The sequence below is a fragment of the Nodosilinea sp. LEGE 07088 genome, assembly GCF_015207395.1.
In the GTDB taxonomy this organism is placed as follows: domain Bacteria; phylum Cyanobacteriota; class Cyanobacteriia; order Phormidesmidales; family Phormidesmidaceae; genus Nodosilinea.
Window position 1 is genome coordinate 15709 of the sequence record NZ_JADEWX010000017.1, and the last position, 26350, is coordinate 42058.

The 26350-nt window shown below is 53.8% G+C and carries 24 protein-coding genes; 17 read left to right on the plus strand and 7 right to left on the minus strand.

Going from position 1 to position 26350, the window contains the following annotated elements; translation table 11 throughout:
• Window positions 1–215: 215 nt before the first annotated feature.
• Window positions 216–803: a DUF721 domain-containing protein gene (locus tag IQ254_RS06605; protein WP_193965381.1), complete on the plus strand. Its 588-nt coding sequence runs from the start codon at window positions 216–218 to the stop codon at window positions 801–803.
• Here IQ254_RS06605 and lipB read toward each other — a convergent pair.
• Complete coding sequence (gene lipB / locus IQ254_RS06610) at window positions 772–1455, minus strand: lipoyl(octanoyl) transferase LipB (protein ID WP_193965382.1); 684 nt, start codon at window positions 1453–1455, stop codon at window positions 772–774. The two genes, IQ254_RS06605 and lipB, sit on opposite strands and share 32 nt — an antisense overlap.
• A 154-nt stretch (window positions 1456–1609) precedes the next feature.
• Here lipB and raiA point away from each other — a divergent pair, with 154 nt between their 5' ends.
• Window positions 1610–2263 (plus strand): ribosome-associated translation inhibitor RaiA, encoded by a 654-nt coding sequence (gene raiA, locus IQ254_RS06615; RefSeq protein ID WP_193965383.1) that lies wholly within the window; start codon window positions 1610–1612, stop codon window positions 2261–2263.
• Window positions 2264–2356: 93 nt separating this feature from the next.
• Here the strand turns inward: raiA and grxC are convergent, their stop codons facing one another.
• Both grxC and radA read right to left on the minus strand, forming a co-directional pair.
• Entirely contained in the window at window positions 2357–2623 is a 267-nt protein-coding gene (gene grxC, locus IQ254_RS06620) for a glutaredoxin 3 (RefSeq protein WP_193965384.1), read from the minus strand.
• Window positions 2624–2783: 160 nt separating this feature from the next.
• On the minus strand, window positions 2784–4310 hold the full coding sequence (gene radA / locus IQ254_RS06625; RefSeq protein WP_193965385.1) for a DNA repair protein RadA: 1527 nt from the start codon (window positions 4308–4310) through the stop codon (window positions 2784–2786).
• Window positions 4311–4620: 310 nt separating this feature from the next.
• Between radA and rpaB the strand changes: the two genes are divergently transcribed.
• From rpaB to IQ254_RS06670, 9 genes are all read left to right on the plus strand, one after another.
• Window positions 4621–5349, plus strand: a complete 729-nt coding sequence (gene rpaB / locus IQ254_RS06630; RefSeq protein ID WP_193965386.1) for a response regulator transcription factor RpaB — start codon at window positions 4621–4623, stop codon at window positions 5347–5349.
• Window positions 5350–5400: 51 nt separating this feature from the next.
• Window positions 5401–6435 carry a phosphate acyltransferase PlsX gene (gene plsX / locus IQ254_RS06635; RefSeq protein WP_193965387.1) on the plus strand — a complete coding sequence of 345 codons (1035 nt, stop codon included), beginning with the start codon at window positions 5401–5403 and terminating at the stop codon, window positions 6433–6435.
• 15 nt (window positions 6436–6450) lie between these two features.
• Complete coding sequence (locus IQ254_RS06640) at window positions 6451–7434, plus strand: beta-ketoacyl-ACP synthase III (RefSeq protein WP_193965421.1); 984 nt, start codon at window positions 6451–6453, stop codon at window positions 7432–7434.
• A 307-nt stretch (window positions 7435–7741) separates the two neighbouring features.
• Complete coding sequence (locus IQ254_RS06645) at window positions 7742–8677, plus strand: GGDEF domain-containing protein (RefSeq protein ID WP_193965388.1); 936 nt, start codon at window positions 7742–7744, stop codon at window positions 8675–8677.
• A gap of 364 nt (window positions 8678–9041) precedes the next feature.
• Window positions 9042–9932, plus strand: a complete 891-nt coding sequence (gene fabD / locus IQ254_RS06650) for an ACP S-malonyltransferase (protein WP_193965389.1) — start codon at window positions 9042–9044, stop codon at window positions 9930–9932.
• 70 nt (window positions 9933–10002) lie between these two features.
• Window positions 10003–10641, plus strand: coding sequence for a 1-acyl-sn-glycerol-3-phosphate acyltransferase (locus IQ254_RS06655; protein WP_193965390.1), 639 nt, complete (start codon window positions 10003–10005; stop codon window positions 10639–10641).
• Between the two features lie 93 nt (window positions 10642–10734).
• Complete coding sequence (locus tag IQ254_RS06660) at window positions 10735–11037, plus strand: DUF2288 domain-containing protein (RefSeq protein WP_193965391.1); 303 nt, start codon at window positions 10735–10737, stop codon at window positions 11035–11037.
• Window positions 11027–12112 (plus strand): AI-2E family transporter, encoded by a 1086-nt coding sequence (locus IQ254_RS06665; protein ID WP_193965392.1) that lies wholly within the window; start codon window positions 11027–11029, stop codon window positions 12110–12112. The genes IQ254_RS06660 and IQ254_RS06665 overlap by 11 nt, the downstream gene beginning before the upstream one ends.
• A gap of 93 nt (window positions 12113–12205) precedes the next feature.
• Window positions 12206–13204, plus strand: coding sequence for a homogentisate phytyltransferase (locus tag IQ254_RS06670; RefSeq protein WP_193965393.1), 999 nt, complete (start codon window positions 12206–12208; stop codon window positions 13202–13204).
• Window positions 13205–13729: 525 nt separating this feature from the next.
• Here IQ254_RS06670 and IQ254_RS06675 read toward each other — a convergent pair.
• The 3 genes from IQ254_RS06675 to IQ254_RS06685 form a co-directional block, all read right to left on the minus strand.
• Window positions 13730–14950 carry a type II secretion system F family protein gene (locus tag IQ254_RS06675; RefSeq protein ID WP_193965394.1) on the minus strand — a complete coding sequence of 407 codons (1221 nt, stop codon included), beginning with the start codon at window positions 14948–14950 and terminating at the stop codon, window positions 13730–13732.
• A 209-nt stretch (window positions 14951–15159) separates the two neighbouring features.
• The gene (locus IQ254_RS06680; RefSeq protein WP_193965395.1) at window positions 15160–16284 is read right to left on the minus strand and encodes a type IV pilus twitching motility protein PilT; all 1125 of its coding nucleotides are present in this window, start codon (window positions 16282–16284) and stop codon (window positions 15160–15162) included.
• Window positions 16285–16454: 170 nt separating this feature from the next.
• A complete protein-coding gene (locus IQ254_RS06685; protein ID WP_193965396.1) occupies window positions 16455–18458 on the minus strand; it encodes a GspE/PulE family protein in 2004 nt (667 codons plus the stop codon).
• 343 nt (window positions 18459–18801) lie between these two features.
• Here IQ254_RS06685 and grpE point away from each other — a divergent pair, with 343 nt between their 5' ends.
• From grpE to IQ254_RS06715, 6 genes are all read left to right on the plus strand, one after another.
• On the plus strand, window positions 18802–19491 hold the full coding sequence (gene grpE, locus IQ254_RS06690; RefSeq protein WP_193965397.1) for a nucleotide exchange factor GrpE: 690 nt from the start codon (window positions 18802–18804) through the stop codon (window positions 19489–19491).
• Window positions 19492–19702: 211 nt separating this feature from the next.
• On the plus strand, window positions 19703–21670 hold the full coding sequence (gene dnaK, locus IQ254_RS06695) for a molecular chaperone DnaK (protein ID WP_193965398.1): 1968 nt from the start codon (window positions 19703–19705) through the stop codon (window positions 21668–21670).
• 106 nt (window positions 21671–21776) lie between these two features.
• On the plus strand, window positions 21777–22901 hold the full coding sequence (gene dnaJ, locus IQ254_RS06700; protein ID WP_193965399.1) for a molecular chaperone DnaJ: 1125 nt from the start codon (window positions 21777–21779) through the stop codon (window positions 22899–22901).
• Window positions 22898–23146, plus strand: coding sequence for a sulfurtransferase TusA family protein (locus IQ254_RS06705; protein ID WP_193965400.1), 249 nt, complete (start codon window positions 22898–22900; stop codon window positions 23144–23146). Before dnaJ ends, IQ254_RS06705 begins: the two co-directional genes overlap by 4 nt.
• Window positions 23147–23149: 3 nt before the next feature.
• A complete protein-coding gene (gene rsgA, locus IQ254_RS06710; protein ID WP_193965401.1) occupies window positions 23150–24283 on the plus strand; it encodes a small ribosomal subunit biogenesis GTPase RsgA in 1134 nt (377 codons plus the stop codon).
• A 492-nt stretch (window positions 24284–24775) separates the two neighbouring features.
• A complete protein-coding gene (locus IQ254_RS06715; RefSeq protein ID WP_228040264.1) occupies window positions 24776–25000 on the plus strand; it encodes a DUF2811 domain-containing protein in 225 nt (74 codons plus the stop codon).
• A gap of 12 nt (window positions 25001–25012) precedes the next feature.
• Here the strand turns inward: IQ254_RS06715 and IQ254_RS06720 are convergent, their stop codons facing one another.
• A complete protein-coding gene (locus IQ254_RS06720) occupies window positions 25013–26266 on the minus strand; it encodes a PQQ-dependent sugar dehydrogenase (RefSeq protein WP_193965402.1) in 1254 nt (417 codons plus the stop codon).
• Window positions 26267–26350 lie beyond the last annotated feature (84 nt).

Below are 26350 nucleotides of genomic sequence, written 5' to 3' on the forward strand. Positions count from 1 at the left end.
GAGGGGGCGGCTTGCCCAGCGTAAATGGGGGTTCTTTCTCAGCGTAATCTGACTGCTAAAAAATTGCCGAGTTTAAGCCACAGCTTAGCGACCTTTTCACTGCATGGCGCTGCCCCAATGCCTTTTTCGGTAAACCCTGTCCCAGGTGATGGTATCTGCGGTAAGGCAATAAAGTGAGCTAGGCTGAGCAGACCTTTCCCTATCTTGGGTGTCAGATGTCGCTGGATTCTATTCACAATGTCATTCACCAGCTAGAGCGACAGCCCCGATGGCAGAGTCGGGGCCAGTTTCGTCAGGTACTCAATCACTGGGCAGCCTTGGTGGGCGAAGGGGTGGCGCGTCAGGCGGCTCCGGTACGACTCGATCGCGATGTGCTGCATGTGGCGGTGATCAACCCCATGTGGGCGCAGACGTTGACCCTAGAACGTCTGCGTATCTTAGCCAAGCTCAACGATCGCCTCCATCTCAACCTGCGCGACATTCGGTTTTCTAGCGGCGACTGGCATCGGCAAAAGCAGTCGTCGCCCAGGGCTCAACAACGTTCTCCAACGGCCTTACCTGAGTGGTTGCGACAGCACCCGAGTTTTGAACCCCAGGTGATTCCGACATCGTTGCAGCGACCGCAAACCGCTGAGGAGAGCTTTGAACGCTGGGCTACTATGACTCAGCGACTGGCGACCCAGCAGCCCCTCTGTCCCCAGTGCCAGTGCCCTTGCCCCGCCGGGGAACTCAAGCGCTGGGGGCGATGCAGTATTTGTGCGGTGAAAACGCTTAGAGGTCCAGTAGGGCGACATTCTCAGTAGTGGGAACGACGCCAAACACAGCGGCAAAGTGTTTGACTACGACTGGACGCACGATATCTACCGTGACCTCTGGGCAAAACTGCGCCAGACTACCGACGGGTTTGTCGGTAATGCCGCAGGGGACAATCGCCTCGAACCCGCGCAAATCAGGGCACACATTCAGCGCCAACCCGTGCATAGTAATCCAACGACTGACCTTGATACCGATCGCGGCTAGTTTGCAGTGGCCTACCCACACCCCTGTTAACCCCGGCTGGCGAACCGCCATTACCCCAAACTCAGCCAGGGTGAGGATCAAAACTTCCTCTAGCTGACGTAGATACCAGTGCAGATCGGTCTGGTGCCGTTTGAGATTGAGAATGGGGTAGCCCACCAGTTGCCCCAGGCAGTGGTGAGTGACTTCGCCGCCGCGTTCAGTGCGAAACAGTGGATAGGGCAATTGCTCTGGCGGCCGTTTGAGATGGTCGAGGGTAGACCCCTGGCCCAGGGTATACACACCAGGGTGCTCGACCAGCAGCAGACGATCGGGCTGGGGGCCGTCCCGATGGCGCTGCACCAGCGATTTCTGCCAGGCCCAAGCTTCCGCATAGGGAACGATCCCTAACTCATACACTTCGCACCGGGGCGTGGTTTCGTGTGGGTTTAGCCCCATAGTTGTCAACCGTAAGTTCGCTCAAATGGGTTAGTTTTTAGGAACTTGCAATCAAGAATTATCAACCCATGCAAAGGATTCTAAAGGACGCTGTTGTACAAGATACAAGGTGTTAGGGTAAACCCATGAGCCGACGTATCAAGGAGTCCGCTTTATGAAGTTGGTTATCCATGGCAGAAATATTGAAATTACAGACGCGATTCGGGAGCATGTAGAGCAAAAAATCCTCAAGGCGGTGAGCCACTTCAAACACCTGACCAACGAGGTAGATGTTCATTTATCGGTAGCGCGCAACCATAGAGTTGGTGCAAATCAGTCCGCTGAAGTCACCCTCTTTGTTGATGGAGCCGTCGTTAGAGCCCAAGAGAGCAGCGAGAATCTCTACGCCAGTATTGACCTAGTCGCCGACAAAATCAGCCGTCAGCTGCGCAAGTTCAAAGAAAAGCGCAACACCCGCATGCAGGGTACTCTGGGCAAAACCACTGAGGCCTATCTTAACGAAGCACCAGCGACTGATGTTAGCCACGTGCTCAATACCAGTGAACCCCATCTACCTGAAGAGGTCATTCGCGCCAAATACTTTGCTATGACTCCTATGACCGTGGCCGAGGCCCTAGAGCAGCTAGGGCTGATCGACCATGATTTTTATATGTTTCTCAATGTCACCACGCAAGAAATCAACGTGATCTATGAGCGCAACCATGGCGGCTATGGCCTCATTCAGCCCCGCAAAGCCAACCAAAATGGTCAGCTCAATGGCAATGGTAGCAAAGCGCAGCACCCCGCTAAAACCAATGCCCACAGCTAGTCTTGCCTAGCTAGAAACCCGGTTCCTTCTGCGCGTAGCCAGAGATATCTTTGCGCCTCTCCAAAGAAACCGGGTTTCTGAATGCGTCATCTTCTAGCTAGCCGCTGATAGCAGGGGTTCTACACCACCTCGGGCATCTAGTGCAAACAGGTCGTCGCAGCCGCCCACATGGTGATCATTGATGAAAATCTGGGGCAGCGATCGCCGCCCGTTTGACCGCTTGGCCATTTCGCTGCGGGCGGCTTCATCGCCATCAATGCAGTATTCGGTGTAGGCAATGCCTTTTTGGTCAAGCAAGCCCTTGGCGCGAATGCAGAAGGGACAACGACTCCAGGTATAGATTTCGACGGTAGGGGTCATGGTGTACCTCCAGAGCGACAGTTAAGGTTCTTTACAAGATTTTACCTTCCATTTACCTGGATGCCGAGACATTGCGTCTATATCCCGAGACAATGCGATCGCCCCTGGGGAGGCCTCAGCCTTCTACTGGTTCGGCTCCACCTACATACCCATAGCTCCATCACCCGCTGCCCTTCAGCGCATGGGTGATGGCATCCACCACCCGCGACACCGCCACGATCTCCAGCCCTGCGACGTTTACAGACTGTCCCTTGGGCACGATCGCCCGCTTAAAGCCCAGTTTGGCCGCCTCCTTTAGCCGTAGCTCCAGCTGGGAAATAGGGCGCACTTGACCGCCCAAGCCCACTTCGCCGATCAGCACTAGCTCGGGGTCAACCAGGCGATCGCGAAAGCTGGCCACCACCGAAATCGCCACGCCCAAATCCGCCGCGGGTTCCCCCACCGCCAGCCCCCCCGACGAGGCCACGTAGGCATCGAGCTTGGAGAGGGGAATGCCCACCCGCTTTTCGAGCACCGCCAAAATTTGCAGCAGCCGGTTGAACTCAATGCCCGTGGTCGAGCGGCGCGGTGAGCTATAGCTGGTGGGGCTGACCAGCGATTGCAGCTCCACTACCAGAGGACGCGTGCCCTCGCAGGCGACGATGGTGGCGATACCGGGCACCTGCTCATCGCGGTTGCCCAAAAACAGGGCCGAGGGGTTGCTGATCTCCGCCAGACCGCGATCGACCATTTCGAACACGCCCAACTCGTGGGTGGCCCCAAACCGGTTTTTGACCGATCGCAGCAGGCGGTGGCTAGCAAAGCGATCGCCCTCAAAGTACAGCACTGTATCGACCAGGTGCTCTAAGACTTTCGGGCCTGCGATCGCCCCCTCCTTGGTCACGTGACCGACGATAAAGAGCGAAATATTGGCCCGCTTCGCCAGCTGCATCAGCGCCGAGGTGCATTCCCGCACCTGCGCTACCGACCCCGGTGCCGAGGTCAACGCACTGTAGTAGAGCGCCTGAATGCTGTCGATAATCGCCACCGCTGGCTGTAGCGACTCCAGCTCCATCAAAATCGTTTCTAAATCAATCTCCGGCAGCAAAAAGAGCTGGGTATTTACCGACTCTATTCCAGCGGTTTCAACTTCCTCTGACGCCCCAGTTTTACTCTTGCCTCGGCTACCTTTACCCGTTGCCCGTACCGCTAAACTATCATCTGCCGTGGCACCTTTCCCCTCTCCCCGTTCTGCTGTCCCCAGCCGCTGCCACCGCAGCTTCACCTGCTGACCCGATTCTTCAGCACAGACATATAGCACCCGCTGTCGTGCTGCCAGTTGATTGGCGACCTGTAGCAGCAGAGTTGATTTACCAATGCCGGGGTCACCCCCCAGCAGCACCAGCGACCCTGGCACAATGCCGCCCCCCAGCACCCGGTCTAGCTCCCCATAGCCCGACGGTAGACGCGCCTGGGGGTGATCTTGAATCTGATGCAGGGTCATGGCCAATCGTGGCTGACTGGCTTTAGCCCGGGTCGCTGCGCCTCGGCTACGCCCCAGGCTGGCAGCTCGAGCAGTGGTTTCTTTCGCAGGCTGAGCCTGCTCCACTAGAGTATTCCAGCTATTGCATACAGGGCAGCGGCCAAAGTATTGAGGCGACTCAGCCCCGCACTCGTTACAGACATAAATGGAACGCGATTTTGCCACGATATTCCCTGTTTTACTGATTCGACCAGCCAATCTTCTGAAGCACCAAACGCTCCTAAGCGTGAGTCTAGCGTTTTGTCATAAACCTTAAAAAAGCCTGAAGCAGGGAAATTTCAAGGGTGTGACATGAATCAATACACATAGAATAGTCCAACGTCATAAAGCCTTTCATGCGGGGTGTTGTAGGGAAGTTATGTCGGCGATTTTTGCGATCGCACTAGGCAAGCAACCTGGGAGCGTTCAAAAGTTAATCATTTAACGTTGCGATTGTTTATAGAATATGACGTTATGTAGGGAGCCTTGAAAAGCCTTGGAAAATAACAAAGAAAGAATACTGGTCGTTGACGATGAAGCCAGCATTCGACGCATCCTCGAAACTCGTCTGTCTATGATTGGCTACGACGTCGTCACCGCAGCCGACGGCGAAGAAGCCCTCGAAACCTTTCGCAACGCCGCCCCCGACCTGGTGGTGCTCGACGTGATGATGCCCAAGCTAGATGGCTACGGTGTCTGTCAAGAGCTGCGTAAAGAGTCTGATATCCCTATTATCATGCTCACGGCCCTGGGCGACGTGGCCGATCGCATTACTGGGTTAGAACTCGGAGCCGACGACTACGTGGTCAAGCCCTTCTCTCCCAAAGAGCTAGAGGCCCGCATTCGCTCTGTGCTGCGCCGGGTCGATAAAACCGGTATGACTGGCATCCCCAGTTCTGGGGTGATTTCAGTCAATACAATTCGCATCGACACTAACAAACGCCAGGTCTATAAAGGCGACGAACGCATTCGGCTCACCGGCATGGAGTTTAGCCTGCTAGAGCTGTTGGTCAGTCGCTCAGGTGAGCCGTTCTCTCGCTCCGAAATCTTACAAGAGGTCTGGGGCTACACCCCCGAACGCCATGTCGATACTCGGGTGGTCGATGTCCACATTTCTCGTCTGCGGGCCAAGCTTGAAGATGACCCCAGCAACCCAGAGCTCATTCTCACCGCCCGAGGGACTGGCTACCTTTTTCAACGGATAGTGGAACCTGGCGAAGAATAGTCGGTAGGGTAGTCTGCTAGAATTTCCTCAGGTTTTTAAAAGATTCAGCAGATGGGTTTTAACCGGGCACGTATTGCCATAGACGCGATGGGGGGTGACTTTGCCCCTGGCGAAATCGTCGCAGGTGCCATCCGCGCCAAGGCCGAGTTAGACGTAGACGTTGCCCTGGTGGGTAACGTCGATCACATTAAGGCGTCAACGGCTAATGTTGATCAGCTCCAGGGGATTGAGTTAGTGCCCGCCGAGGGCAGCATCGAAATGCACGAAGAGCCCCTGAGCGCCCTACGTAAAAAGCCCCAGGCCTCGATTAATGTCGCTATGGACTTAGTCAAGCGAGGCCAGGCCGATGCGGTCGTCTCCGCCGGTCATTCGGGGGCCGCTATGGCTGCTGCACTCTTGCGTTTGGGCCGTTTGAAAGGGATTGACCGCCCGGCGATCGGGGCGGTGTTTCCCACGGTAGTTGCCAATAAGTCAGTACTGATTCTGGATGTCGGGGCGAATGTAGACTGCCGCCCTAAGTACTTAGAGCAGTTTGCCATGATGGGCACGATCTATTCCCGTTATGTGCTGGGGGTCGAGCATCCTCGGGTGGGGCTAATCAATATTGGTGAAGAGCCCAGCAAGGGCAACGACGCCGCGTTGCGGGCTCATCAGCTGCTCGAAGAAAACCCTAACATTCCCTTTGCCGGTAATGCCGAGGGGCGCGATATTTTGTCAGGTCAGTTTGATGTTGTAGTCTGCGATGGCTTTGTCGGCAACGTGCTGCTGAAGTTCGCAGAGGCGGTAGGTGAGTCGGTACTGCAAATTTTGCGAGAAGAATTGCCTCAAGGCGTGCGCGGCAAGATTGGAGCTTCGATTCTCAAACCCAATCTACGACGAATTAAGCAGCGAGTTGACCATGCCGAACATGGCGGTGGGTTGTTGCTGGGGGTAGCTGGGGTGACGGTGATTAGCCACGGTAGTTCCCAGGCACCCTCGGTATTTAACGCCATCCGCCTGGCTAAAGAAGCGGTGGATAATCGTGTGCAAGATCGCATTCAGGCACAGTACCAGCGGGTAGCTATGCCCGCAGCAGACGGAGAATAACCCGTGGAACAGTTTATGCCCGGTGTGTCACTGGTGGGCAGTGGCTCGGCTCGTTTGAGCGTAGCCCTCAGTAACGACGCGCTTAGCCAGCGTGTTGATACCTCCGATGACTGGATTGCGTCGCGCACTGGCATTCGTCAGCGGCATGTAGCTGCGCCAACCGACTCATTGACGTCCCTGGCCGCCGAGGCCGCTCGCAATGCTCTGGCGATGGCTCAGGTGAGTGCTGGCGAGGTGGACCTGATCTTGTTGGCCACCTCTACCCCTGACGATCTGTTTGGCAGCGCCTGCCAGGTGCAGGCTGCATTGGGGGCCACCCGCGCCGTTGCCTTTGATTTGACCGCCGCCTGTTCAGGGTTTGTGTTTGCCTTGGTGACAGCAGCTCAATATCTACGAACTGGCGTATACAAAAATGTTGTCGTCATCGGGGCGGATGTGCTGTCGCGATGGACTGATTGGAGCGATCGCACCACCTGTGTGCTTTTCGGCGATGGGGCTGGGGCGGTGGTGCTGCGGGCGGCAGAGCGCGATCGCCTACTTGGCTTTGAGCTGTGCAGCGATGGTTCCCTCAATCACTGTCTGAACCTAGCCTACCAGTCCGATCCGGCGGTGCTGGTCGGCGATATCGCGGTTCAAGAGGGCACGTTTGCCCCCATCACCATGAATGGCCGCGAAGTGTACAAATTTGCCGTCAGCCGCGTTCCAGAGGTGATTGAAAAAGCCCTCTTTCGGGCGAGCTTGACTACCGCCGATATCAGCTGGATGGTCTTGCACCAGGCTAATCAGCGCATTCTCGATGCCGTGGCCGATCGCCTTGGCGTACCGTTAGATCGAGTTGTTAGTAACATGGCCCGTCATGGCAATACCTCTGCGGCCTCTATTCCTATCGCTCTTGACGAAGCCGTGCGGGCTAACAAAATTCAGCCTGGCGATGTGATTGCTACAGCTGGATTTGGGGCTGGTCTGACCTGGGGTGCCGCAATTTTGGAGTGGCAGTAAGGATTGCCCTGGAACGCAGTTAAAGCCACAGCCGGTCTGCTAGACCTATCGGCTGTAGCCATCCCTTATATCTCGCTGCAAGATAGAAATTCATTCCCTAACCGTCCCCGCATGCAGAGACGTTGGTAAAGCCCTCACAGCGGACAAAACAATAACCAGACTGCCGTCATTAGCGTCGATGCACCATGGATCGGTTAAATTATGTCCCAGGAAATACAGCATTACGTCTTTCTACTAAGTCAGCTCGCTGACCGCATTGGCACAACAATTTTGGGGCAATATCAATACAGATCTGATATAAGCAGCCATGGATTCTTCAAGCGTAGACTTCCTACAGACCCCAATACTCGACATCTTACCCAATCCAGTTCTCGTAAAAGATGCTGAGCTTCGGTACGTTTTAGTGAATCAAGCTTTTGAAAGTCTTTTTGGTGTTTCTCAAGCAGACTTAGCTGGCAAACTCGACAAGGATGTCTTTAAGGAGCGCCAAGCCGTCCAGTGTAATGCAGGGGATTTGAGAGTACTGGCATCGGGTGAGATTGACGAAGCCGTAGAAACAGTCTTTCGAGCTGATTCTACGCCGCGAGAAATGATCACCCGAAAAAGCCGACTCACACTACCTGGAGGCCAAGTATTTTTAGTTGGCATCATGCATGACATCACAGAGGTGAGCCTGATCAATCGCAAACTTCAGGAAAATCAGAAACTGCTTCAACAACAATCAGCAGAACTCAACCGAATGGTCTATACGGACTCGCTCACAAGCTGTGGTAATAGGCGATTCCTCTTTACCCACGCACCGGATATTTATGCAAAACACGGTAATATTGGCAGCCTATTCATGCTAGATATTGACTACTTCAAAGGAATTAACGATGATTTTGGGCATGATGCTGGGGACGATGTGCTCATCCACTTTGTCAAGACTGTAGCGCAAGTTATTCGCGCTGAGGATGAGCTTGTGCGTATCGGTGGGGAAGAATTTGTCGTTATGCTACCCGGTGTCGGCGGAGAAGCAGCACGTCTGATGGCTGAGCGCATACGCCAGCAGGTGGAATCTAGCCCGCTATCTTATGGAAGCAGCTCACTCGCAATTACGGTTAGCATTGGCGTTGTCGATGTAGTTGGCTCTGTCGATGTAGGTAGCCTACTCATAGCGGGCGATCGCTGTCTTTATCAAGCTAAAAAGGCGGGGCGAAACTGTATCGTTACGGCTAAGAGAGCTGTTGGCAGAGTCAATTAAGTCAGGTGTTTGCAAGCCGATCTGGCCATCATCCGATTGTGAAAGCATCCATCATGACGTCGTTAATGCCATTCTCTATCGCTTGATGACAGGCTGTGCCTGGTGCCCGAGTCCTCCGCAGCACTCATCTACATCGCTATGATTCAGGTCAGGCTACGTAGGTTAGGGTGACGTCCTTGATACCTGTCTCCGTGTTTTCAAATATCCTCTTAAGAGGTTTCTAATGAACGTTTTATGAGACAGTGGTTTCTGTGGTTCTGCCAGCATCGATAGCGCTGACCGGGTATCTCTGGCTATAGCGCTTAAGAATATCGGTTATATAGCCTAGGCAAACCCATCCAGCACAGTCGGGTAGGACAGGGATATGGCAAAGGTGGCGTGGGTGTTTCCTGGGCAGGGTTCTCAGGCGATTGGCATGGGTGTAGATTTGGCTGTCTTGCCCTTGGGCCAAGAACGCTTGGCGGCGGCCGAGGAAATCCTAGGTTGGTCTGTGCTTGACATCGTTCAGTCTGCTGACGACAAAGTCTCTAACACGCTCTATACCCAGCCCTGTTTATACGTTGTAGAAAGTATTCTGGTTGATTTGCTCAAGGCCCAGGGCCACCAGCCTGATGTCGTTGCCGGTCACAGCCTGGGGGAATACGTAGCGCTTTACGCCGCTGGAGTGTTTGACTTTGCCACCGGGCTTGCCCTGGTACAACGGCGGGCTGAATTGATGGCTCAGGCGTCTGACGGCATGATGGCCGCCCTACTGGGGTTCGATGCGGAGGCGCTGGCCGCCAAAATTGAGGCTACTCCTGGCGTGGTGTTAGCCAATGATAATAATCCTGGCCAGGTGGTGATCTCAGGTACGCCTGAAGCGGTCACAGCTGTGATGGACGGTGTTAAGGCTAAGCGGGCAGTGAAGCTTAACGTTAGCGGAGCTTTTCACTCGCCGCTCATGGCTGATGCGGCCGCTCAGTTTGCCCAAGCGCTAGAGCCGGTGCATTTCTCAGTGGCTCAGGTGCCGGTATTGTCAAACGTTGACCCGACACCGACCACCGATGGAGCCGTCCTCAAGCAACGTCTGGTGCAGCAGATGACGGGCTCGGTGCGCTGGCGCGAAATCACCCTGGCGCTGCCAGAGCTCGGCATTGACAGAGTAATCGAAGTAGGGCCGGGCAATGTGCTTACGGGGCTGACTAAGCGCACCTGTCGCGACCTGGCACTGGTGAATGTGGGCAATCTAGATCAGGTGAATGGACTGGCCGTCTAACGCTGGCCTTGTTCCCTAGTGCCAGTCCAATCGATAGGGAGACTTTGAATTGTGCTTGGACATAGGTGAGATGAGCCGCGATCGCGAACCCCCCGTTAACCTGCTGTGGTATCACTTGTTCAAATGGTCGATAGTTAGCCCGATGTTGGGCCTATATTTTCGTGGTCGGGTCTATGGCACCGAGCAAGTGCCTAAAAGTGGTGGTTTGGTCGTTGTGGCTAACCACGCTAGTGATTTTGACCCACCCTTGCTTTCTGCGGCTGTGCGTCGCCCGGTTTCTTACATGGCCAAAGAAGAATTGTTTAAGGTGCCGGTGTTGAGCCAGGCTATTCGGCTCTACGGAGCCTACCCCGTCAAGCGCGGCAGTGCCGATCGCAGCGCTATTCGAGAAGCCCTCAAACAGCTTGATCAAGGTTGGGCTGTCGGTATTTTTCTTCAGGGCACTCGCACCGCCGACGGGCGCATCCCTGACCCCAAAATTGGGGCGGCCCTGATTGCGGCTAAGGCTCAGGTTCCACTGTTGCCGGTCAGCCTCTGGGGCACCCAATATATTTTCAAAAAGGGCTCCTCGCTACCGCGCTCTACTCCCCTGACTATTCGCATTGGGGCTCCGATTGCGCCGCCGCCATCTACTGGGCGAGCAGGCTTAGAGGCCATTACTGCCCAGTGTGCCGATGTCATCCATCGTCTCCACGACCAGGGTAGATAACAGCCTACTTGGGCTACTTGCCAAACAGTCGGGCTGTCTCCGCCCTGCCCCATCTGGTAGCCTGGTACAAGCTGGCGATCGCACTCCCAAGTCATGACCCAAGATCTTAAAACCGAACTTTCAGAGATGGTGGCCCCGGCTGACTGGGCCTGGATTAGCCCCCACGCCAATCGCGGCGCAGTGGTTGTAGTCGACCAAAGGCTCGATCTGGTTGACGTGGGGGTGGCGATCGCTACCGACAACACCACCGCCGTCAATCATTGGATTGCCGAAGCCCTAATTACCAAACCTTCCCCCTTTCAGCTAGAAATCTGGGATCAAACTGCCAAAAAGCAGTTTCAATCGTTGATTGTGCAACCCTTTGTGCTGGTGCAAGACGCCGCCGATGAAAACTGAAGATTTTCAAGAAGAGGCTATTCGGGGAGAGCCCCACCATAGCCGAGACCCGGTCTGGACTGTTCTCGGCACCAGTAGCCTGGTGCGGTTTTTGCTCATGTTTACCAGCGGCTGGGCAGCGATTCAGCTGCTAGCCTATTTTGAGGTAGTGGTGGTGGTGTTTGTTAGCGCCACAATTCTGGCATTCTTGCTTAACCATCCGGCTACTTGGCTCAGCCGCTGGTTGCCCCGTGGCGTCGCCGTCACGACGGTCTTTTTAAGCTGCTTGACGCTTGTCGTAGGCCTTTCGATGACGCTGGGTATGGCCGTGTTATCCCAGGGGCAGCAGTTAGCAGCCAGCATGCAAGACTTTTCTACGTCAGTTCTCCCTTGGCTCAGCAGTTTTGAAGGCCTTCTAAAGACCTGGAACCTGCCCATTAACTTGCAGGGGTTAGAACCACAGCTGCAAAACCAGGCCGTGACTATTCTGACCACTGGGTTAGGGCTGTTACAGTCGACCCTAGCAAACTTAGTGCTAGCCATCCTGATCGCTGTGATCACCCTCTTTATGTTGCTAGACGGGGCCAATATTTGGTGGTGGCTACTCAACCACCTCCCTTTGCGCAACAAAGAGCGCTTTAACACCGTACTACAGCGCAATCTGCTGGGCTTTTTCTGGGGTCGATTGCTGCTGTCGATATTTTTTGGTCTGTCTACCTTCATTGTATTTTTAATATTGGGGGTTCCTTTTCCCCTATTGCTGGCTCTCATTGCCGGTGTATTTGACCTCATTCCAGGCATTGGCGCGACGATCGGGGTTGGCTTGGTGGGGCTGCTACTTTTGTCCCAGAGCGTATGGCTCTCTATTCAAGCGTTAGTAGTTTGTATCGCTCTGCAGCAGGTTGAAGAAAATCTGCTGCTGCCCTATGTCATGAAAGACTCTCTAGACATCAACCCAGTGGTCATGTTCTTTGCGTTGCTAGTGGGTGCCACCGTGGCTGGGGTGCTGGGGTTATTTCTGGCAGTACCAGTGGCAGGGGTGATGATTACCTGGCTCGATCTTGAAGTCATGCGGGGCAGACCTGCTAGCGACTGAAACTTTAGCTGAGTTTAAGACTATAGCTATTAAGAACTGCGCCAACAGCCGATAAGCTAAGAAGCTAGGCCTCTGGCAACCCTCGTGACACTTATGCCCCACACTGCTCCACCAAACTCCTCAATACCCCAGGGAAATCGGCTGTGTTTTACCCAGGCTCCCTTCTCTTGGCTCTATGCCCTCTGGAAATTTTGGCGGCCTCACACCGTCATTGGCACTAGTCTCAGCGTGGTTGGCATTGCCGCCATTGTGCTAGCCGGTTTGAATCCAGACTACTATCTTCCCGCCGGTCTACTGGTCAGGCTAATCGGTATGGCGTGGGCGGCTTGCCTGCTTGGGAATCTCTATATAGTGGGTCTCAACCAACTAGAAGACATTGCCATTGATCGCATCAATAAACCTCACCTGCCCCTGGCGGCTGGAGAATTTTCGATTGTAGATGGCCGCTGGATCGTAGCGACGGCCGGACTGGGGGCCATCGCAATCGCTGCGGTGGGTGGCCCCTGGCTTCTGGCTACGGTAGGTCTGAGTTTAGTCATTGGTACGGCCTACTCTTTACCGCCTCTGCGCCTCAAGCGATTTCCGTTTTGGGCATCGGTCTGCATCTTGGCGGTACGGGGAGCCATTGTCAATTTAGGGCTGTTTTTGCACGTTAGCGATCGCATGGCTCTTTCCCTCACTATTCCAGGTCGGGTGTGGGCTCTGACAGTCTTTATTTTGCTATTTAGCATCGCGATCGCCTTCTTTAAAGATATTCCCGACATTGAGGGCGATCGCCGCTACGGCATTAGTACCTTATCGGTGCAACTGGGGCAACGCACCGTATTCAACCTAGCATTGGGCATTCTCACCACCTGTTATCTAGGTATGGCCCTCGTGGCCCCCTGGCTAGCTGATATTAATCGGCTTTTCTTAGCCGGGTCACACCTGCTAGTTCTAGCTCTCCTGTGGTGGATGAGTCGGCGAGTGCCCCACACGGGCCAGGTGATTGCCACGCCAAATAACCAGGTCTATCCAATGTTTTATCAGTTCATCTGGAAGCTGTTTTTCCTGCAATACCTAATCTTTCCCCTGGCCTGCTGGCTGGCCTAACTCCGAAAAGACAAGCCCCAAGCAACCCAATATACGACATGCATCACTCCTTAGTAGATACCTTACTCATCAAGGTCACCAAACCAAACCGTCTTCTACCAGTCCTAGAACGCCAGTACAGAAACCCGGTTTCTACCCTGTGAACGACCAAATCTCGTAGACAAACCAACGCAGAAACCGGGTTTCTAGCCATACTGAACCGATGCTCTAGGCTGGCTGAGCCCAACAACCAGAGTAAGTCCATTGACAACTACAGCCATCGCCACAATAGTTAGGACGTTGCATCGGTCACCAGCCCGCCACCTTGACCCCGGCGATCGGCATTTAGCCACGTCCTAAGTGAATTGGCCAACTCTATACTTGGGTCATCATCTGCCCCTAAGCTCAGTTCTCAAGTGCTCCATCGCTATTAGACTGTGCTAGGGAGTATGGCCTCCCCAGCTCGAATGGTCGCAGATCTGAAGCAGTGACCTCAAAAGTGCGACCCTGAAGCCACAGGAGTCAAGCTATACCCGGCAATCCACTTTACCCAATTGCATCCATAATCTTGAACATGGGTAAATACATCGATATTAAAATCGATCCAACCATACCGCCCAACACAATAATCATCAGCGGTTCCATCACACTGGTGAGTGCCTTTACTGCCTGCTCGACCTCGTCCTCGTAGAAGTCGGCAACCTTCATCAACATGGCGTCAAGTTCCCCGGTTTCCTCCCCAATGCTGATCATTTGAACAGCCATAGAAGGAAATACGGCGTGCTTTTGCAAGGCAATGCTGATCATGCCACCACCCTGAACATCCTGCTTGGCGTCATCTACAGCTTCAGCAATAATCTGGTTACCAGCTGTATCACGCACAATTTCTAGTGCCGTTAGGATAGGCACCCCAGACTTTGACAGTGAGCCAAAGGTGCGGCAAAAACGAGCTGTAGCAGTTTTTTGAATCAAGTCGCCAAATAGCGGCATTTTGAGAGAAAGTCGATCAATCACTCGCCGCCCGTTCAGGGTGGCATAGTAACGCCTGTAGGCAAAGCCCGATGCCGATATAGCGGCAACCATAAACACCCAGTTCAGTGGCTGACGTAAGAACCTGCTGATCATCATCATGACTTGAGTGAATACTGGCAAGTCAGCGCCTAAATCCTCAAACATATCGGCAAAGATCGGTAATAGAAACACGGTCATACCGACAAAGATAATCACGGCCAAAAAACCTACTGTTACCGGATAGGCCATGGCAGATTTAATTTGATTTTGTAATCGAGCTAAGTCTTCTAAGAGCTTAGCCAGACGGTTGAGCACTTCATCGAGTACGCCACCAACCTCACCTGCTTGAATTAGAGCCACATAGAGGTTGTCAAAGCAGCTTGGGTGCTTGCGCATAGCGTCAGAAAGGTTAGTACCCTGCTGCACGTCAGCATTAATAGCCATCAGAGCCTGCTTGAGTTTGGGGTTAGAGCAGTCTTCTGACAAGACACCAAGCCCCCTAACCAGAGCCACGCCTGCGTTGACTAGGGCTGCGAACTGACGAGAGAAAATGGCCTTATCTTTTACGGTTACCTTGGTCATGGAGGTCTTGATACTCTCCAGATCAAAGTTGAAACCTGCATCTTCTTTCAGGTCCATCACGTAGAGGCCCTGATTTTTCAGGAGATTACGAGCTTCATTAGGTGTTTCGGCAGAAACTCGTTCTTTGCGCTGGGCTCCGCTGGTATCGCGACCAATGGCAACGTAGGTAGGCATGGCTCAAAGGCTCAGTGGTTTGAAGGTACTGCAATTATAACGATGGGTTTAAGTTGTCGAACCCGCTAGATTTACCTGATGGTTATTAATGCGTGGACTGTTCCATTCTAGATAGTCGATCTGGGTTAGGCCCATGTCGATACCAAAAAATATGACCTGTGGATCTCATCTCTGGCATCGACTGAGTCATCCTTTGATAGGCTAGCTTCCTATCGGCGAGCCGCAGTAGTACCCTGACGGGCAGCGGCATTGGGTGTGGCTGCTGGGCCAATTAAGCGCTGCAATTCATCGGGGCGAGAGGTTTTAGACATGGCTGCCTCAAAGGAAATGGTACCCGCCTTGTAAAGATCGGCCAATACTTTCTCTAGGGTTTGCATAGCCAGCTTACCCCCCGTCTGAATGGCGCCGTAAATCTGGGGTGTTTTGCCTTCTCGAATCATGTTGGCAATAGCTGGGGTAATCACCATAATTTCCTGGGCCATAACCCGACCAAATTCACCAGGTTTAGGGTTTGCCTTGGGTACCAGAGTTTGGCTTAGCACAGCAACCAAGGAGCCTGAAAGCTGCACTCGAATTTGCTGTTGCTGTTCGGGAGGGAATACGTCAATCATGCGGTCAACGGTTTGGGCCGCTGAGCTGGTGTGCAGGGTGCCAAATACAAGGTGGCCAGTTTCTGCCGCTGAAATGGCCAGCGAGATGGTTTCCAGGTCGCGCATTTCACCCACCAGAATCACGTCGGGGTCTTCCCGCAGGGCGGCGCGGAGGGCATTGGCAAAGCTCTTGGTATCTTCCCCAATCTGGCGTTGGTGAATTAAGCTCTTGATCGGTTCGTAAACGAATTCAATTGGGTCTTCAACGGTGAGAATGTGCTCTGGCCGAGTGAGGTTGATGTTGTTGATCATCGAAGCCAGGGTAGTTGATTTCCCCGAACCAGTAGGGCCAGTAACGAGAATCAGCCCCCTGGGCTTTTCCGATAGCTCCCGAACAATATTGGGGAGACCGAGCGTGTCCATAGAGGGGATTTTTGAGCTGAGTGCCCGCAAACAGGCCGCGTAGGTGCCTCGATCTTTGTAGACATTTACTCGAAATCGAGCCAGCCCTTTGACGCCATAGGAACAGTCGAGCTCCCAGGTTTGTTCGAGTTGTTTACGCTGAGTGTTGTTCAGCATACTGAAAATGAGCCGCTGACATGACTCGGGGGTCATGGGTTCATGTTCAGTGGGCGTGAGCTTACCGCTGATGCGGATGTAAGGTGGCAGCCCTGCTGAGAGGTGTAGGTCAGAGCCGCCACGCTCAATTACCTCTTCCATCAAGTCTTCGATCATCAATTCCATAGAACTACCTCATGGGGATGGAGAAACGAGAAAAATGTCGGGTTTTAAGAGCCTAAAATCAGCCCGGAATGTCGTTGGTGCCGTGATACCTAATGATTTAGTAACAATTATTGGTAACAAGATGCCCAATTTAAAGCTGCATCATGTCGCCGCAATGAGCAAAGCTCTAACTAATCGTGGAATCGAGGGGTCAGACAGTACGGACAGTCAAGCCACTCCTGCTGAAGTTCGGCGGCGCAGCAGGAGCAAGTAAGCGAGGCCTTGCGCTTAGCCTTCAACTCAGCCTCTAGCCCTGTATCTGTAAACGTTACTCGCTCTACTTCTTCAAGGGTAGTGTAACCCTGGCGCACTAGGTCGAGACTATAGGAAAGCAGAGTCTGCATGCCTTCTTCGACGGCAGCCTCTTTGATATGCTCAGTTGGCGCACCTTCAGAAATCAGCTGTTGGAGCCGCTCGGTAACCCGCAAAACCTCGTAGACGCCAACTCGACCTTTGTAGCCTCCCCCTTGGCAGGTAGAGCATAGGCGGTTGCCCTCTTTGGCAGCCGTTATTTCTTCAACAGAAAGGGTGTTGGCTTTATAGAACGTGATATCGGCATCGGCTGCGGCAGTGAGGCCAAAGTGAGCTAGCTCCTCGATACTCGGGTTGTAGGCAACACGACATTCTGAACAGACTTTGCGCACAAGCCGCTGAGCAAGCACCCCGATCAAAGCGCTAGATACCATGAATGACTCTACCCCCATCTCATCAAGGCGGGCGATCGCGCCAGCGGCATCATTGGTGTGTAGGGTAGTCAATACAAGGTGCCCGGTGAGGGCTGCCTCGATCGCCGTCTTAGCCGTTTCACGGTCGCGGGTTTCACCCACCAGAATGACATCGGGGTCTTGTCGCAAAAATGCCCGCAAAATCGATGCGAAGTCCATGCCCTTCTCACGGATTACTTGCACCTGGGTTAGACCAGGCAACGTGTATTCAATCGGGTCTTCGGCCGTACTGATATTGATGCCAGGGTCGTTACGCTCTGAGAGCACGGAGTAAAGCGTTGTGGTTTTACCCGAGCCCGTTGGCCCGGTCACCAGCAGCAGACCAAATGGGCGAGAGGCCATTTCCTGAACGATGCGCAGTGACGTAGGGTCGGTAATGAGTTTGTCAAGACCCAGCTGAGTCGTGGAATTGTCGAGAATTCTCAGTACCACCTTCTCGCCGCAACGGCTGGGTAGAGTATTGACCCGAAAGTCAACCTTACGGCCTTGAAATACTCGCCGAATGCGACCATCCTGAGGCGCTCGACGTTCCGCAATATCTAGCTCAGCAATGATTTTGAATCGGGCAGTAACGGCAGGGATGATTTTCTTCGGCATCTTAGGCAGAGCTTCTTTGAGCACCCCGTCTTTGCGAAAGCGCACTCGTAAAAACTCCTCTTGGGGTTCAATGTGAATGTCAGACACCCCTTCCTGCAATGCCTTGGCTAGAATCTTGTTGACTAGGGCAATGACAGGAGCAGCGCCAGCATCTTTGAGTGCGGCTCCTAAGTCAGCCTCCTCATCAATGACTTCTTCTAGGCCACCTTCACCAAAATCTAGCTCCTCTAGGCTGGTGTTAACATCTACAGCGGCGTCTAGATCCTCTTTTTTCTGTCTAGCAACAGCATCATCCAAATAGGTTGACATTAAGCGCTGATAGTCTTCAACCGTAATCACCATACGCTTAAGCGCCAACTCTTGTGGCCGCAAGATACGGGTGAGGTCGTCCTGGGCCTCTAAGTTCTCAGGATCGACCATGGCAACCAGCACAGAAGGTGACTCATCGTCATGCTTGGATAATGGTACGAGACGATGTCGGCGGCAGATATCGACGGGGATCAGGGTGTCGATCAGGTGACCAATCTGGGCCGGGGAAATATCATTGAGCTCAGGGTCTAGAGACTCAACGCCATAGAGAATTTTGAGCTCAAAGAGCTGTTGTTTTTTGTACTGACGTAGCAGCTCGGGGGATAACTGTTGCCCCGTCAAAGACTCCAGCACGTCAGTAAGCGATTGGCCGTTCTTACGGCTCTCCGCCAGAGCCTTCTGCATCTGCTCAGAGTCTACATAGCCAGATTGAATGAGCTTGTTGCCGAAGGGTGAAAAGCTCCGTTGCAGTACCAGAGCTCGCCGGGAGGAGGAATTAGTCATAGCGCTGATGCCAAAGTACCGATGAAAAAAGGCCTGAACCTAACCGTATGCAGGCAGTATGCCCTAAGTGAGGGACTGCGTCGGCTAGTATGCCCGATCGCTCATCCCTTCGTGTGACCCCGTAGTCTCGATAATACCCTCATCCAATTTATCTGCACCAGGGCGAACCGCAGGCCATTTCCCAGGCTGGATGTACGAGTTGCCTCAGCGAGTAGCCGTGAAATTTACAATCCACGATAGAATTGTGGCCAATACCAGGGGCGAGCCTCAACGGTTGAGGCTCGCCCCTGGCTAACCTAAAGCTATTGAACTGTTGCATTCACCCGTCGGGTTACGTATCAAAATGGTTGACGATATCCACCAAGCCGAACACGATCCTTCCTCTGAGCCTGAGGCGATTGAAGAAATTCTGGAAGAAGGCGACATCAATGACCTAGATTTTGATGATGTGGTCGAAGCGGCGGCAGCTACAGTAGAATCCGCTGAGGGCGAGACTCACCCCTCAAACGAGGGTGTCGAAGCAGCTGTGGTCAGCGATTTAGAGCGCCAGGTAGTCGGTCTCAAAGCTCAACTTGAAGACCGTGCTAACCAGTCGATGCGCATTGCTGCTGACTTTGAGAACTATCGCAAGCGCACTAGTAAAGAAAAAGAGGACTTGACTACCCAGATCAAGGGCGACACGGTAATTGAGCTGTTGCCGGTGGTCGATAACTTTGAGCGGGCGCGATCGCAAATTAAACCCCAGACCGAGGCCGAGATGACTATTCACAAAAGTTATCAGAGCGTCTATAAGCAATTGGTTGAAACCTTAAAGCGCCTCGGGGTTGCCGCTATGCGCGCCGAAGGTCAAGAATTTGACCCGCTACTGCACGAAGCGGTGATGCGTGAGCCTACTGCCGATCACCCAGAAGGGGTAGTCATTGAAGAATTCGTGCGTGGTTATCAATTAGGTGAACGAGTCTTGCGCCATGCCATGGTCAAGGTCGCGGCCCCTCCTGAAGATGCTGATGTCGATAATGAGGTGACTGAGTAGGTTACGGTGATGGGGAGCTGACAGAGACTATTAAGTATCTTGTGTGTGCAGCGGTATTTAGCTCAGCCCAGGCGTTGCCATAAATCATTGAGGTGCAGGGTAACTTTTTGGTGGTAAGCGGGCAAACTAACCACAATTAGCCCGCGTCAACTATGACCCAGGCTAACCTCGCAAGAGTTATGGCGAACGATTAAATTGAGCACCGCAGGCTATGGGTAAAGTAATCGGCATTGACCTAGGGACAACTAACAGCTGTGTTGCCGTGCTAGAAGGCGGTAAACCCTCTGTAATTGCCAGCACTGAAGGAGGGCGCACCGTGCCCAGCATTGTCGGGTTTGGCAAAAACGGCGAACGCTTGGTAGGGCAATTGGCTAAGCGGCAGGCGGTCACCAACGCTGAAAATACCGTCTACAGCATTAAGCGTTTCATTGGTCGACGGTGGGAAGATACGGAGGCTGAGCGCAGTCGAGTGCCTTACGTTTGCGTCAACGGGCGTGACGATACTGTGGATGTCCAGATTCGTGGTAAAGCGTTTACGCCCCAGGAAGTCTCCGCCATGATTCTGCAAAAACTTAAGCAGGATGCGGAGTCCTATCTGGGTGCTGAGGTTACTCAGGCCGTTATCACGGTGCCAGCTTACTTTACCGATGCTCAGCGACAGGCTACAAAAGATGCCGGTACTATTGCTGGCTTAGAGGTGCTGCGTATTATCAATGAGCCGACAGCCGCAGCTCTCTCCTATGGCCTAGACAAGCAAGACCAAGACCAAATGGTGCTGGTGTTTGACCTCGGCGGCGGTACCTTCGATGTTTCTATCTTGCAGTTGGGAGACGGTGTCTTCGAGGTAAAAGCCACTGCTGGTAACAATCACCTCGGTGGAGATGACTTCGATAATTGCGTTGTTGAGTGGATGACAGCGGCCTTCCGGGAACAGGAAGGGATTGACTTATCTGCCGATCGCATGGCTCTGCAGCGCATTCGCGAAGCGGCTGAAAAAGCAAAAATCGAGTTGTCGAGTATGCCCTCGACTTCAATTAATTTGCCGTTTATTACGGCTGATGAATCAGGCCCAAAACACTTGGAAATGGCGCTGACTCGGTCCCAATTTGAACAGTTTGCATCAGAACTTGTTCAAGCGACCCTAGAACCGGTTAAACAGGCTTTAAAGGATGCGGACTTGGGCCCTGAGGCAATCGATCGCATTTTACTGGTAGGTGGCTCTACCCGTATTCCAGCCGTGCAACAGGCGATCAGCAGTTACTTCAATGGTAAATCTCCCGATCGCTCGGTGAATCCTGACGAAGCAGTCGCTCTAGGGGCATCCATTCAAGCCGGGGTGTTAGGAGGCGAAGTTAAAGACTTACTGCTGCTCGACGTGACGCCGCTCTCCCTCGGTATTGAGACCCTTGGAGAAGTCTTTACGAAAGTGATTGAGCGCAATACCACTATTCCCACTAGTAAATCCCAGGTATTTTCCACAGCCACCGATGGGCAAACCTCAGTCGAGATTCATGCCCTGCAAGGTGAGCGGGCCATGGCCAGAGATAATAAGAGCCTGGGTAAGTTCGAGCTGACGGGTATTCCCCCCGCTCCCCGTGGAGTGCCGCAGATTGAGGTATCTTTTGAAATCGATGCCGATGGGATTCTCAAAGTATCTGCTCTCGATAAGGGAACGGGACGGGCTCAGAGTATCTGTATTACCAACACGGGCGGCCTCACCAATGATGAGGTTGATCGCATGCGGGTTGAGGCTGAAGCCTACGCTGATGAAGATGAACGGCGGCGCCAGCTAGCAGAACTTACCAACCGAGCCGATAATCTGTTTTATAGCTACGAAGCCACCCTACGCGATCACGGTAGTTTGCTCGATGATGAAGCTCGCGCTGCGCTGGAAGCAAAAGCCAGTGAGTTGCGTGCAGCCACTCATGATTCGAGCATTGACATCTTCACCTTCCAGGGCTGTATCGATGCTTTACAGGCCTCTATTTTTGCCGTAGGCGCTAATCTCTATCGTGAAGCAGATATTGGTGCCGATGTGGATATGGACATTCCGGCATCGGCTTACGCTGGCGTAGAGGATGACGATGCCGCAACCTACGATAGTGAGTATGACGATGGCTACGACAGTGAGGGAGAGCTAGATGCCACTGTGACAGCTGATTACGAAGCGATTGACTAGCGCGTAGGGGAAATAATAGGGCGGGTATCCCACCTAGCCAAGGTGTGCACTCCTTTTAAAATGGTTTAATGTTTGATTGTTGCTGGAGTTGTCTAGGTAGCCCCCTATGGCCCGTGATTTCTATGACATTCTTGGTATTTCGCGCAACGCCGATCAAGATGAAATTAAGCGATCCTATCGCCGCTTAGCTCGTAAGTACCACCCAGATGTCAACAAAGATCCTGGGGCTGAGGATACATTTAAAGAGATCAATCGTGCCTATGAGGTGCTTTCTGAGCCTGAGATCCGCGCCCGCTACGATCGCTTCGGTGAAGCTGGAGTCGGCGCTGCAGGGGCTGGAGGGTATCAAGATTTTGGCGACATGGGTGGTTTCGCCGACATCTTTGAAAGCTTCTTTAGCGGTTTTTCGGGGGGGCAGGGCCAAGGCGGGCGAAGACGAGGACCAACTCGGGGAGATGACCTCCGCCTCGACCTGCGACTTGACTTTAAAGAGGCCGTGTTTGGTGGCGAAAAAGAAATCAAGATTAGCCATCTAGAAACCTGCGGTACCTGCACAGGCAGCGGGGCTAAGCCCGGCACTCGCCCCACCACCTGTGGTACCTGTAGCGGTACCGGGCAGGTACGTCGGGCTACGCGCACGCCCTTTGGCAGTTTTACTCAGGTATCGGCCTGTCCTACTTGTAGCGGTACTGGTGAGGTCATTGAGAATCGCTGCGACGTCTGCGGGGGTAGCGGTCAGAACCAAGAGACGAAGAAGCTTAAAATTACAGTGCCTGCTGGGGTCGACAATGGCACTCGGCTGCGGGTGTCGAGTGAGGGGGATGCTGGGCTACGGGGGGGGCCGGCAGGAGATCTCTATGTCTACTTGTTTGTGGCCGAAGATGCTGCCTTTAAGCGCGATGGTATCAACATCCTCTCTGACTTAAAAATTAGCTACCTGCAAGCAATTTTGGGCTGCACATTGACTATTGATACGGTAGATGGCCCGGAGGAACTAGAGATACCTGCAGGAACTCAGCCAGGTACTGTGCTCACCCTAGAGAATCGTGGTGTGCCCAAGCTGGGTAACCCTGTTAGCCGCGGCGACCATTTGATCATGGTGCAGGTAGATATTCCTACCCGCATGAAGCCCGAAGAGCGAGAGCTAATCGAGAAACTAGCGGAAATTCGGGGTGAGAAGGTAAATCGAGGCGGTATTGAAGGTTTCTTAGGAGGTCTATTTCGCGGATGAGTAGCGTGATGTCTACCCGGCCCGATGATTGTCTAGACCTGCGGGGTACTCCCTGTCCGATTAACTTTGTGCGCACTAAGCTACAGCTCGAAAAGATGGCTCCTGGTGCTTTGCTTGAGGTTTGGCTGGACAGTGGAGAGCCGGTGGAGCAGGTTCCAGATAGCCTGACGATGGAGGGGTATCTGGTGGAGCAGTTGGAAGACTGTGCGGATTACTTTGCCCTACGCGTACGTCGCCCGGCTTAGGTGATGGTACCCGATGAGGCGAGTGAAGGCATTGCTTTAGAGACGGGTGCTGAGTCGTGGGGGCGCGTTGTCGCGATTCAGGCTAACTATTATCGGGTACGGCTAGAATCACCAGGTGATCTAGGGATCGTAGGGCAGGTGCTGTTGTGCACTCGTCGGGCGCGGTTAAAGAAGACCGGGCAACGGGTGATGGTAGGAGATTGGGTGCATTTGGAGGCCGTAGACTGGGCTGCGGGGCGGGGTGCGATCGCGGCAATACACCCGCGCCAAACGATGCTCGATCGCCCACCCATGGCCAATGCTGACCAGATTCTGCTGGTATTCGCCCTGACTGAACCCGATCTTGATCCCCAGCAGTTGGGGCGGTTTTTGGTGAAGGCTGAGTCAACCGGGGTGCCGGTAAGCCTTTGCCTCAATAAACAAGACTTGGCAACCCCTGCCAGCGTGCAATATTGGCAAACCCAGTTACCGCGATGGGGTTATACGCCACAGGTGATGAGTGTTCGAGATAGCGCCTCTCTAGATGGGTTGCGATCGCGGCTGAGGGGCCGCACAACGGTTGTTTCGGGGCCATCTGGGGTAGGTAAGTCAAGCCTGATCAATCAGCTCATTCCCTGGGTTAGTCTGCGAACTGGAACCGTGTCGGGCAAGCTCGCCCGAGGCCGCCACACGACCCGCCATGTGGAGCTATTTGAGCTGCCGGCTGGCGGATTCTTGGCGGACACTCCCGGCTTTAATCAGCCTGATCTGGCCCTAACACCGCTGGCCTTAGGCCAGTGCTTTCCTGAGATTCGTCAGCGATTAGCCTTAGGCCGCTGCCAGTTCAACGACTGTCTGCACCAGGGCACTCCTGGCTGTGCTGTAGACCCCGATTGGCCTCGCTACGAACTTTATCTCACGCTGCTAGAGGAGGCCATTGCATACGAAGCGTTACAGCTTCAGCAGCGAGATCCCGAAGCTGTGCTCAAAGTCAGGGTAGGACAAAAAGGGCAGCACCACCATGAGCCTCGGCTGCAATCTAAACGATACCGTCGCTCCTCACGGCGTAGTCAAAGGCAAGCTCTCGACGAGCTATGTCACGACGCCTCGCTAGATGCCCTGGAGCGGTTACCTGAGGAAGAATCGCCTCCGGGTTGATCTGTAAGCTGAGTGACAACCCTGCTCGATCGCCATCAGTGGGTTACCTACAACATTAAAAACTTTAAAACTAGCGAAATTTATATTTTCTTTCTTTTTTATATGAGTTTTCCCCAAGGTTTTCCCCAGAATTAGACTTTATTTCCCCAGAATCAAACGGAGAATGGGGTTTGCAGCTAAGGCTGTGGATTGGCATTGTCCACAGGTACACAAGATCTCCTGTGTAGCGACTGCTACTGATGAAAGCAATGGGGATCGCTGAAACCCTTAGCGCTTCGTTTGCGACTGATAGGGGCTAGCGGATAGGGGCAGGCTTGGCAAGATTGACATCCCCCAGCACTCTGGTGACAATGGTGCGACCAACGTATACAGCGCTTCTGTCTTGACCTAGTTAACGCATCTGAAGTTCCTTTACGGCAAGGGATCCAGGTTGTGGTTTGGGTTGATAGTGGGTGGTGTTCTGGTGTGAACTTTCAGCTTGGGGAAGTGGAGATGAGTGAGCAATCAATGGCGGCAATGGCACCCAGAATTAGCCTTAATGTAGAGGTGCCGGAGGAGCTGTTTGAGGCCATGCGCGACTATGTAGAAACCCATCCTTCCTGGAGTCAGCATCGGGTGTTTTGTGCGGCCTTGTCGCTGTTTCTGATGCAAAACGGTATCAGCGATCGCCGGATTAATCGTCTATACCTAGATGCCGTGTTTGACTATGCTGCCTAACGCTGGCTTCAGCTATTGAACCGCAGGGTCTAGGCGCACAAGACGGCCATTCGGGTCGTCGGTAAGCACGTAGAGAAAGCCGTCGGGCCCCTGGCGCACGTCCCGAACTCGCTGACCAATGGGAATGGCCGTTTCATTGATGACATTGCCGTTGACGTCTACCTCAATGCGCTTGACATCCTGGGAGACTAGACCGCCAGCAAAGATTTGCCCTTGCCACTGAGGGTAGCGATCGCCCCGGTATATGGCTAGCCCAGAGGGCGCGATCGCGGGCGTCCAGTGGGTGATCGGATCGACCATCCCAGGGCGTGACTGCTCGGTTGAGATCGGGCCACCAGAATATTCTTCGCTGAAGGTGACGACCGGCCATCCATAGTTCTCGCTGGCGGCCAGCTGATTTAACTCATCGCCGCCGCGGGAGCCGTGTTCGGTCGCCCACACCTGATCAGTGGCGGGGTCGAGGGCTAGCCCCTGAATGTTGCGATGGCCGTAGCTCCAAATCAGGGGATTGGCCTCAGGGGTATCGACAAAGGGGTTATCGCTGGGTGCCTCCCCAGTGTCCGTGAGGCGGACGATGGATCCTAGCAGGGTCTGGCGGTTTTGGGCCTGATTGCGAATCAGGTTGCCTTCCAGCTCTAAGGGTGGGTTGCCACCGTCGCCGATGGCGACCAACAGAGTGTTGTCGGGCAGCCATAGCAGGCGTGAACCAAAATGTTGCCCCCCCGATTTATCGCGATTGTTGGCAAAAATGACCGTCCAATCGGTGAGGGTATCGCCTTGCAGACGGGCCCGGGCTACCTGGGTACGGTTGGCCTGCCGAGTGCCTGCGGCATAGGCCAGGTAAATCAGGCCGTTGGTTTCAAACTGTGGATGGAGGGCGATATCCAGCAGGCCTCCCTGTCCCAGGGCCAGGACGTTGGGCAATCCCGAGAGGGGGGTCGGCTCTAAAACACCATTGCTAACTCGGCGTAGACGGCCAGGGCGCTCGGTGATGAGCATGTCACCATTGGGTAACCAAGCCATGCTCCAGGGGTGTTCTAGACCTGTCACTACGGTGACGGGGTTGACCTGATTGACGGTGGCAATTGGGTTCTCTAAATCGGTGACAGCCTCTGTATCGGTGACAGACCCTGTATCGGTGACAGCCTCTGGGGCGGCTGCCGAAGGCTGAGCAGGAGGGCTGCTGGGCGCGGTAGATAGGGTGCAACTGCCCAAGAGGCCGAGCCATACCAGGGGTCGTAAAACTAGTGTAAACCGAGTCAACATAGGGGCTAACGGGTGAGTTGTGGTTGACGAGAAATCGAGACCGGTGCAGCGCGATCGCGCCCATCTTTGATCGCAGTGAATTGT

Coding starts and splice junctions, on each gene's coding strand:
- IQ254_RS06605 (WP_193965381.1), top strand. CDS start 216: ATGTCGCTGGATTCTATTCACAATGTCATTCACCAGCTAGAGCGACAG.
- lipB (WP_193965382.1), bottom strand. CDS start 1,455: ATGGGGCTAAACCCACACGAAACCACGCCCCGGTGCGAAGTGTATGAG.
- raiA (WP_193965383.1), top strand. CDS start 1,610: ATGAAGTTGGTTATCCATGGCAGAAATATTGAAATTACAGACGCGATT.
- grxC (WP_193965384.1), bottom strand. CDS start 2,623: ATGACCCCTACCGTCGAAATCTATACCTGGAGTCGTTGTCCCTTCTGC.
- plsX (WP_193965387.1), top strand. CDS start 5,401: ATGGGTTTTAACCGGGCACGTATTGCCATAGACGCGATGGGGGGTGAC.
- IQ254_RS06640 (WP_193965421.1), top strand. CDS start 6,451: ATGCCCGGTGTGTCACTGGTGGGCAGTGGCTCGGCTCGTTTGAGCGTA.
- IQ254_RS06645 (WP_193965388.1), top strand. CDS start 7,742: ATGGATTCTTCAAGCGTAGACTTCCTACAGACCCCAATACTCGACATC.
- fabD (WP_193965389.1), top strand. CDS start 9,042: ATGGCAAAGGTGGCGTGGGTGTTTCCTGGGCAGGGTTCTCAGGCGATT.
- IQ254_RS06655 (WP_193965390.1), top strand. CDS start 10,003: ATGAGCCGCGATCGCGAACCCCCCGTTAACCTGCTGTGGTATCACTTG.
- IQ254_RS06660 (WP_193965391.1), top strand. CDS start 10,735: ATGACCCAAGATCTTAAAACCGAACTTTCAGAGATGGTGGCCCCGGCT.
- IQ254_RS06665 (WP_193965392.1), top strand. CDS start 11,027: ATGAAAACTGAAGATTTTCAAGAAGAGGCTATTCGGGGAGAGCCCCAC.
- IQ254_RS06670 (WP_193965393.1), top strand. CDS start 12,206: ATGCCCCACACTGCTCCACCAAACTCCTCAATACCCCAGGGAAATCGG.
- IQ254_RS06675 (WP_193965394.1), bottom strand. CDS start 14,950: ATGCCTACCTACGTTGCCATTGGTCGCGATACCAGCGGAGCCCAGCGC.
- IQ254_RS06680 (WP_193965395.1), bottom strand. CDS start 16,284: ATGGAATTGATGATCGAAGACTTGATGGAAGAGGTAATTGAGCGTGGC.
- IQ254_RS06685 (WP_193965396.1), bottom strand. CDS start 18,458: ATGACTAATTCCTCCTCCCGGCGAGCTCTGGTACTGCAACGGAGCTTT.
- grpE (WP_193965397.1), top strand. CDS start 18,802: ATGGTTGACGATATCCACCAAGCCGAACACGATCCTTCCTCTGAGCCT.
- dnaK (WP_193965398.1), top strand. CDS start 19,703: ATGGGTAAAGTAATCGGCATTGACCTAGGGACAACTAACAGCTGTGTT.
- dnaJ (WP_193965399.1), top strand. CDS start 21,777: ATGGCCCGTGATTTCTATGACATTCTTGGTATTTCGCGCAACGCCGAT.
- IQ254_RS06705 (WP_193965400.1), top strand. CDS start 22,898: ATGAGTAGCGTGATGTCTACCCGGCCCGATGATTGTCTAGACCTGCGG.
- rsgA (WP_193965401.1), top strand. CDS start 23,150: ATGGTACCCGATGAGGCGAGTGAAGGCATTGCTTTAGAGACGGGTGCT.
- IQ254_RS06715 (WP_228040264.1), top strand. CDS start 24,776: ATGAGTGAGCAATCAATGGCGGCAATGGCACCCAGAATTAGCCTTAAT.
- IQ254_RS06720 (WP_193965402.1), bottom strand. CDS start 26,266: ATGTTGACTCGGTTTACACTAGTTTTACGACCCCTGGTATGGCTCGGC.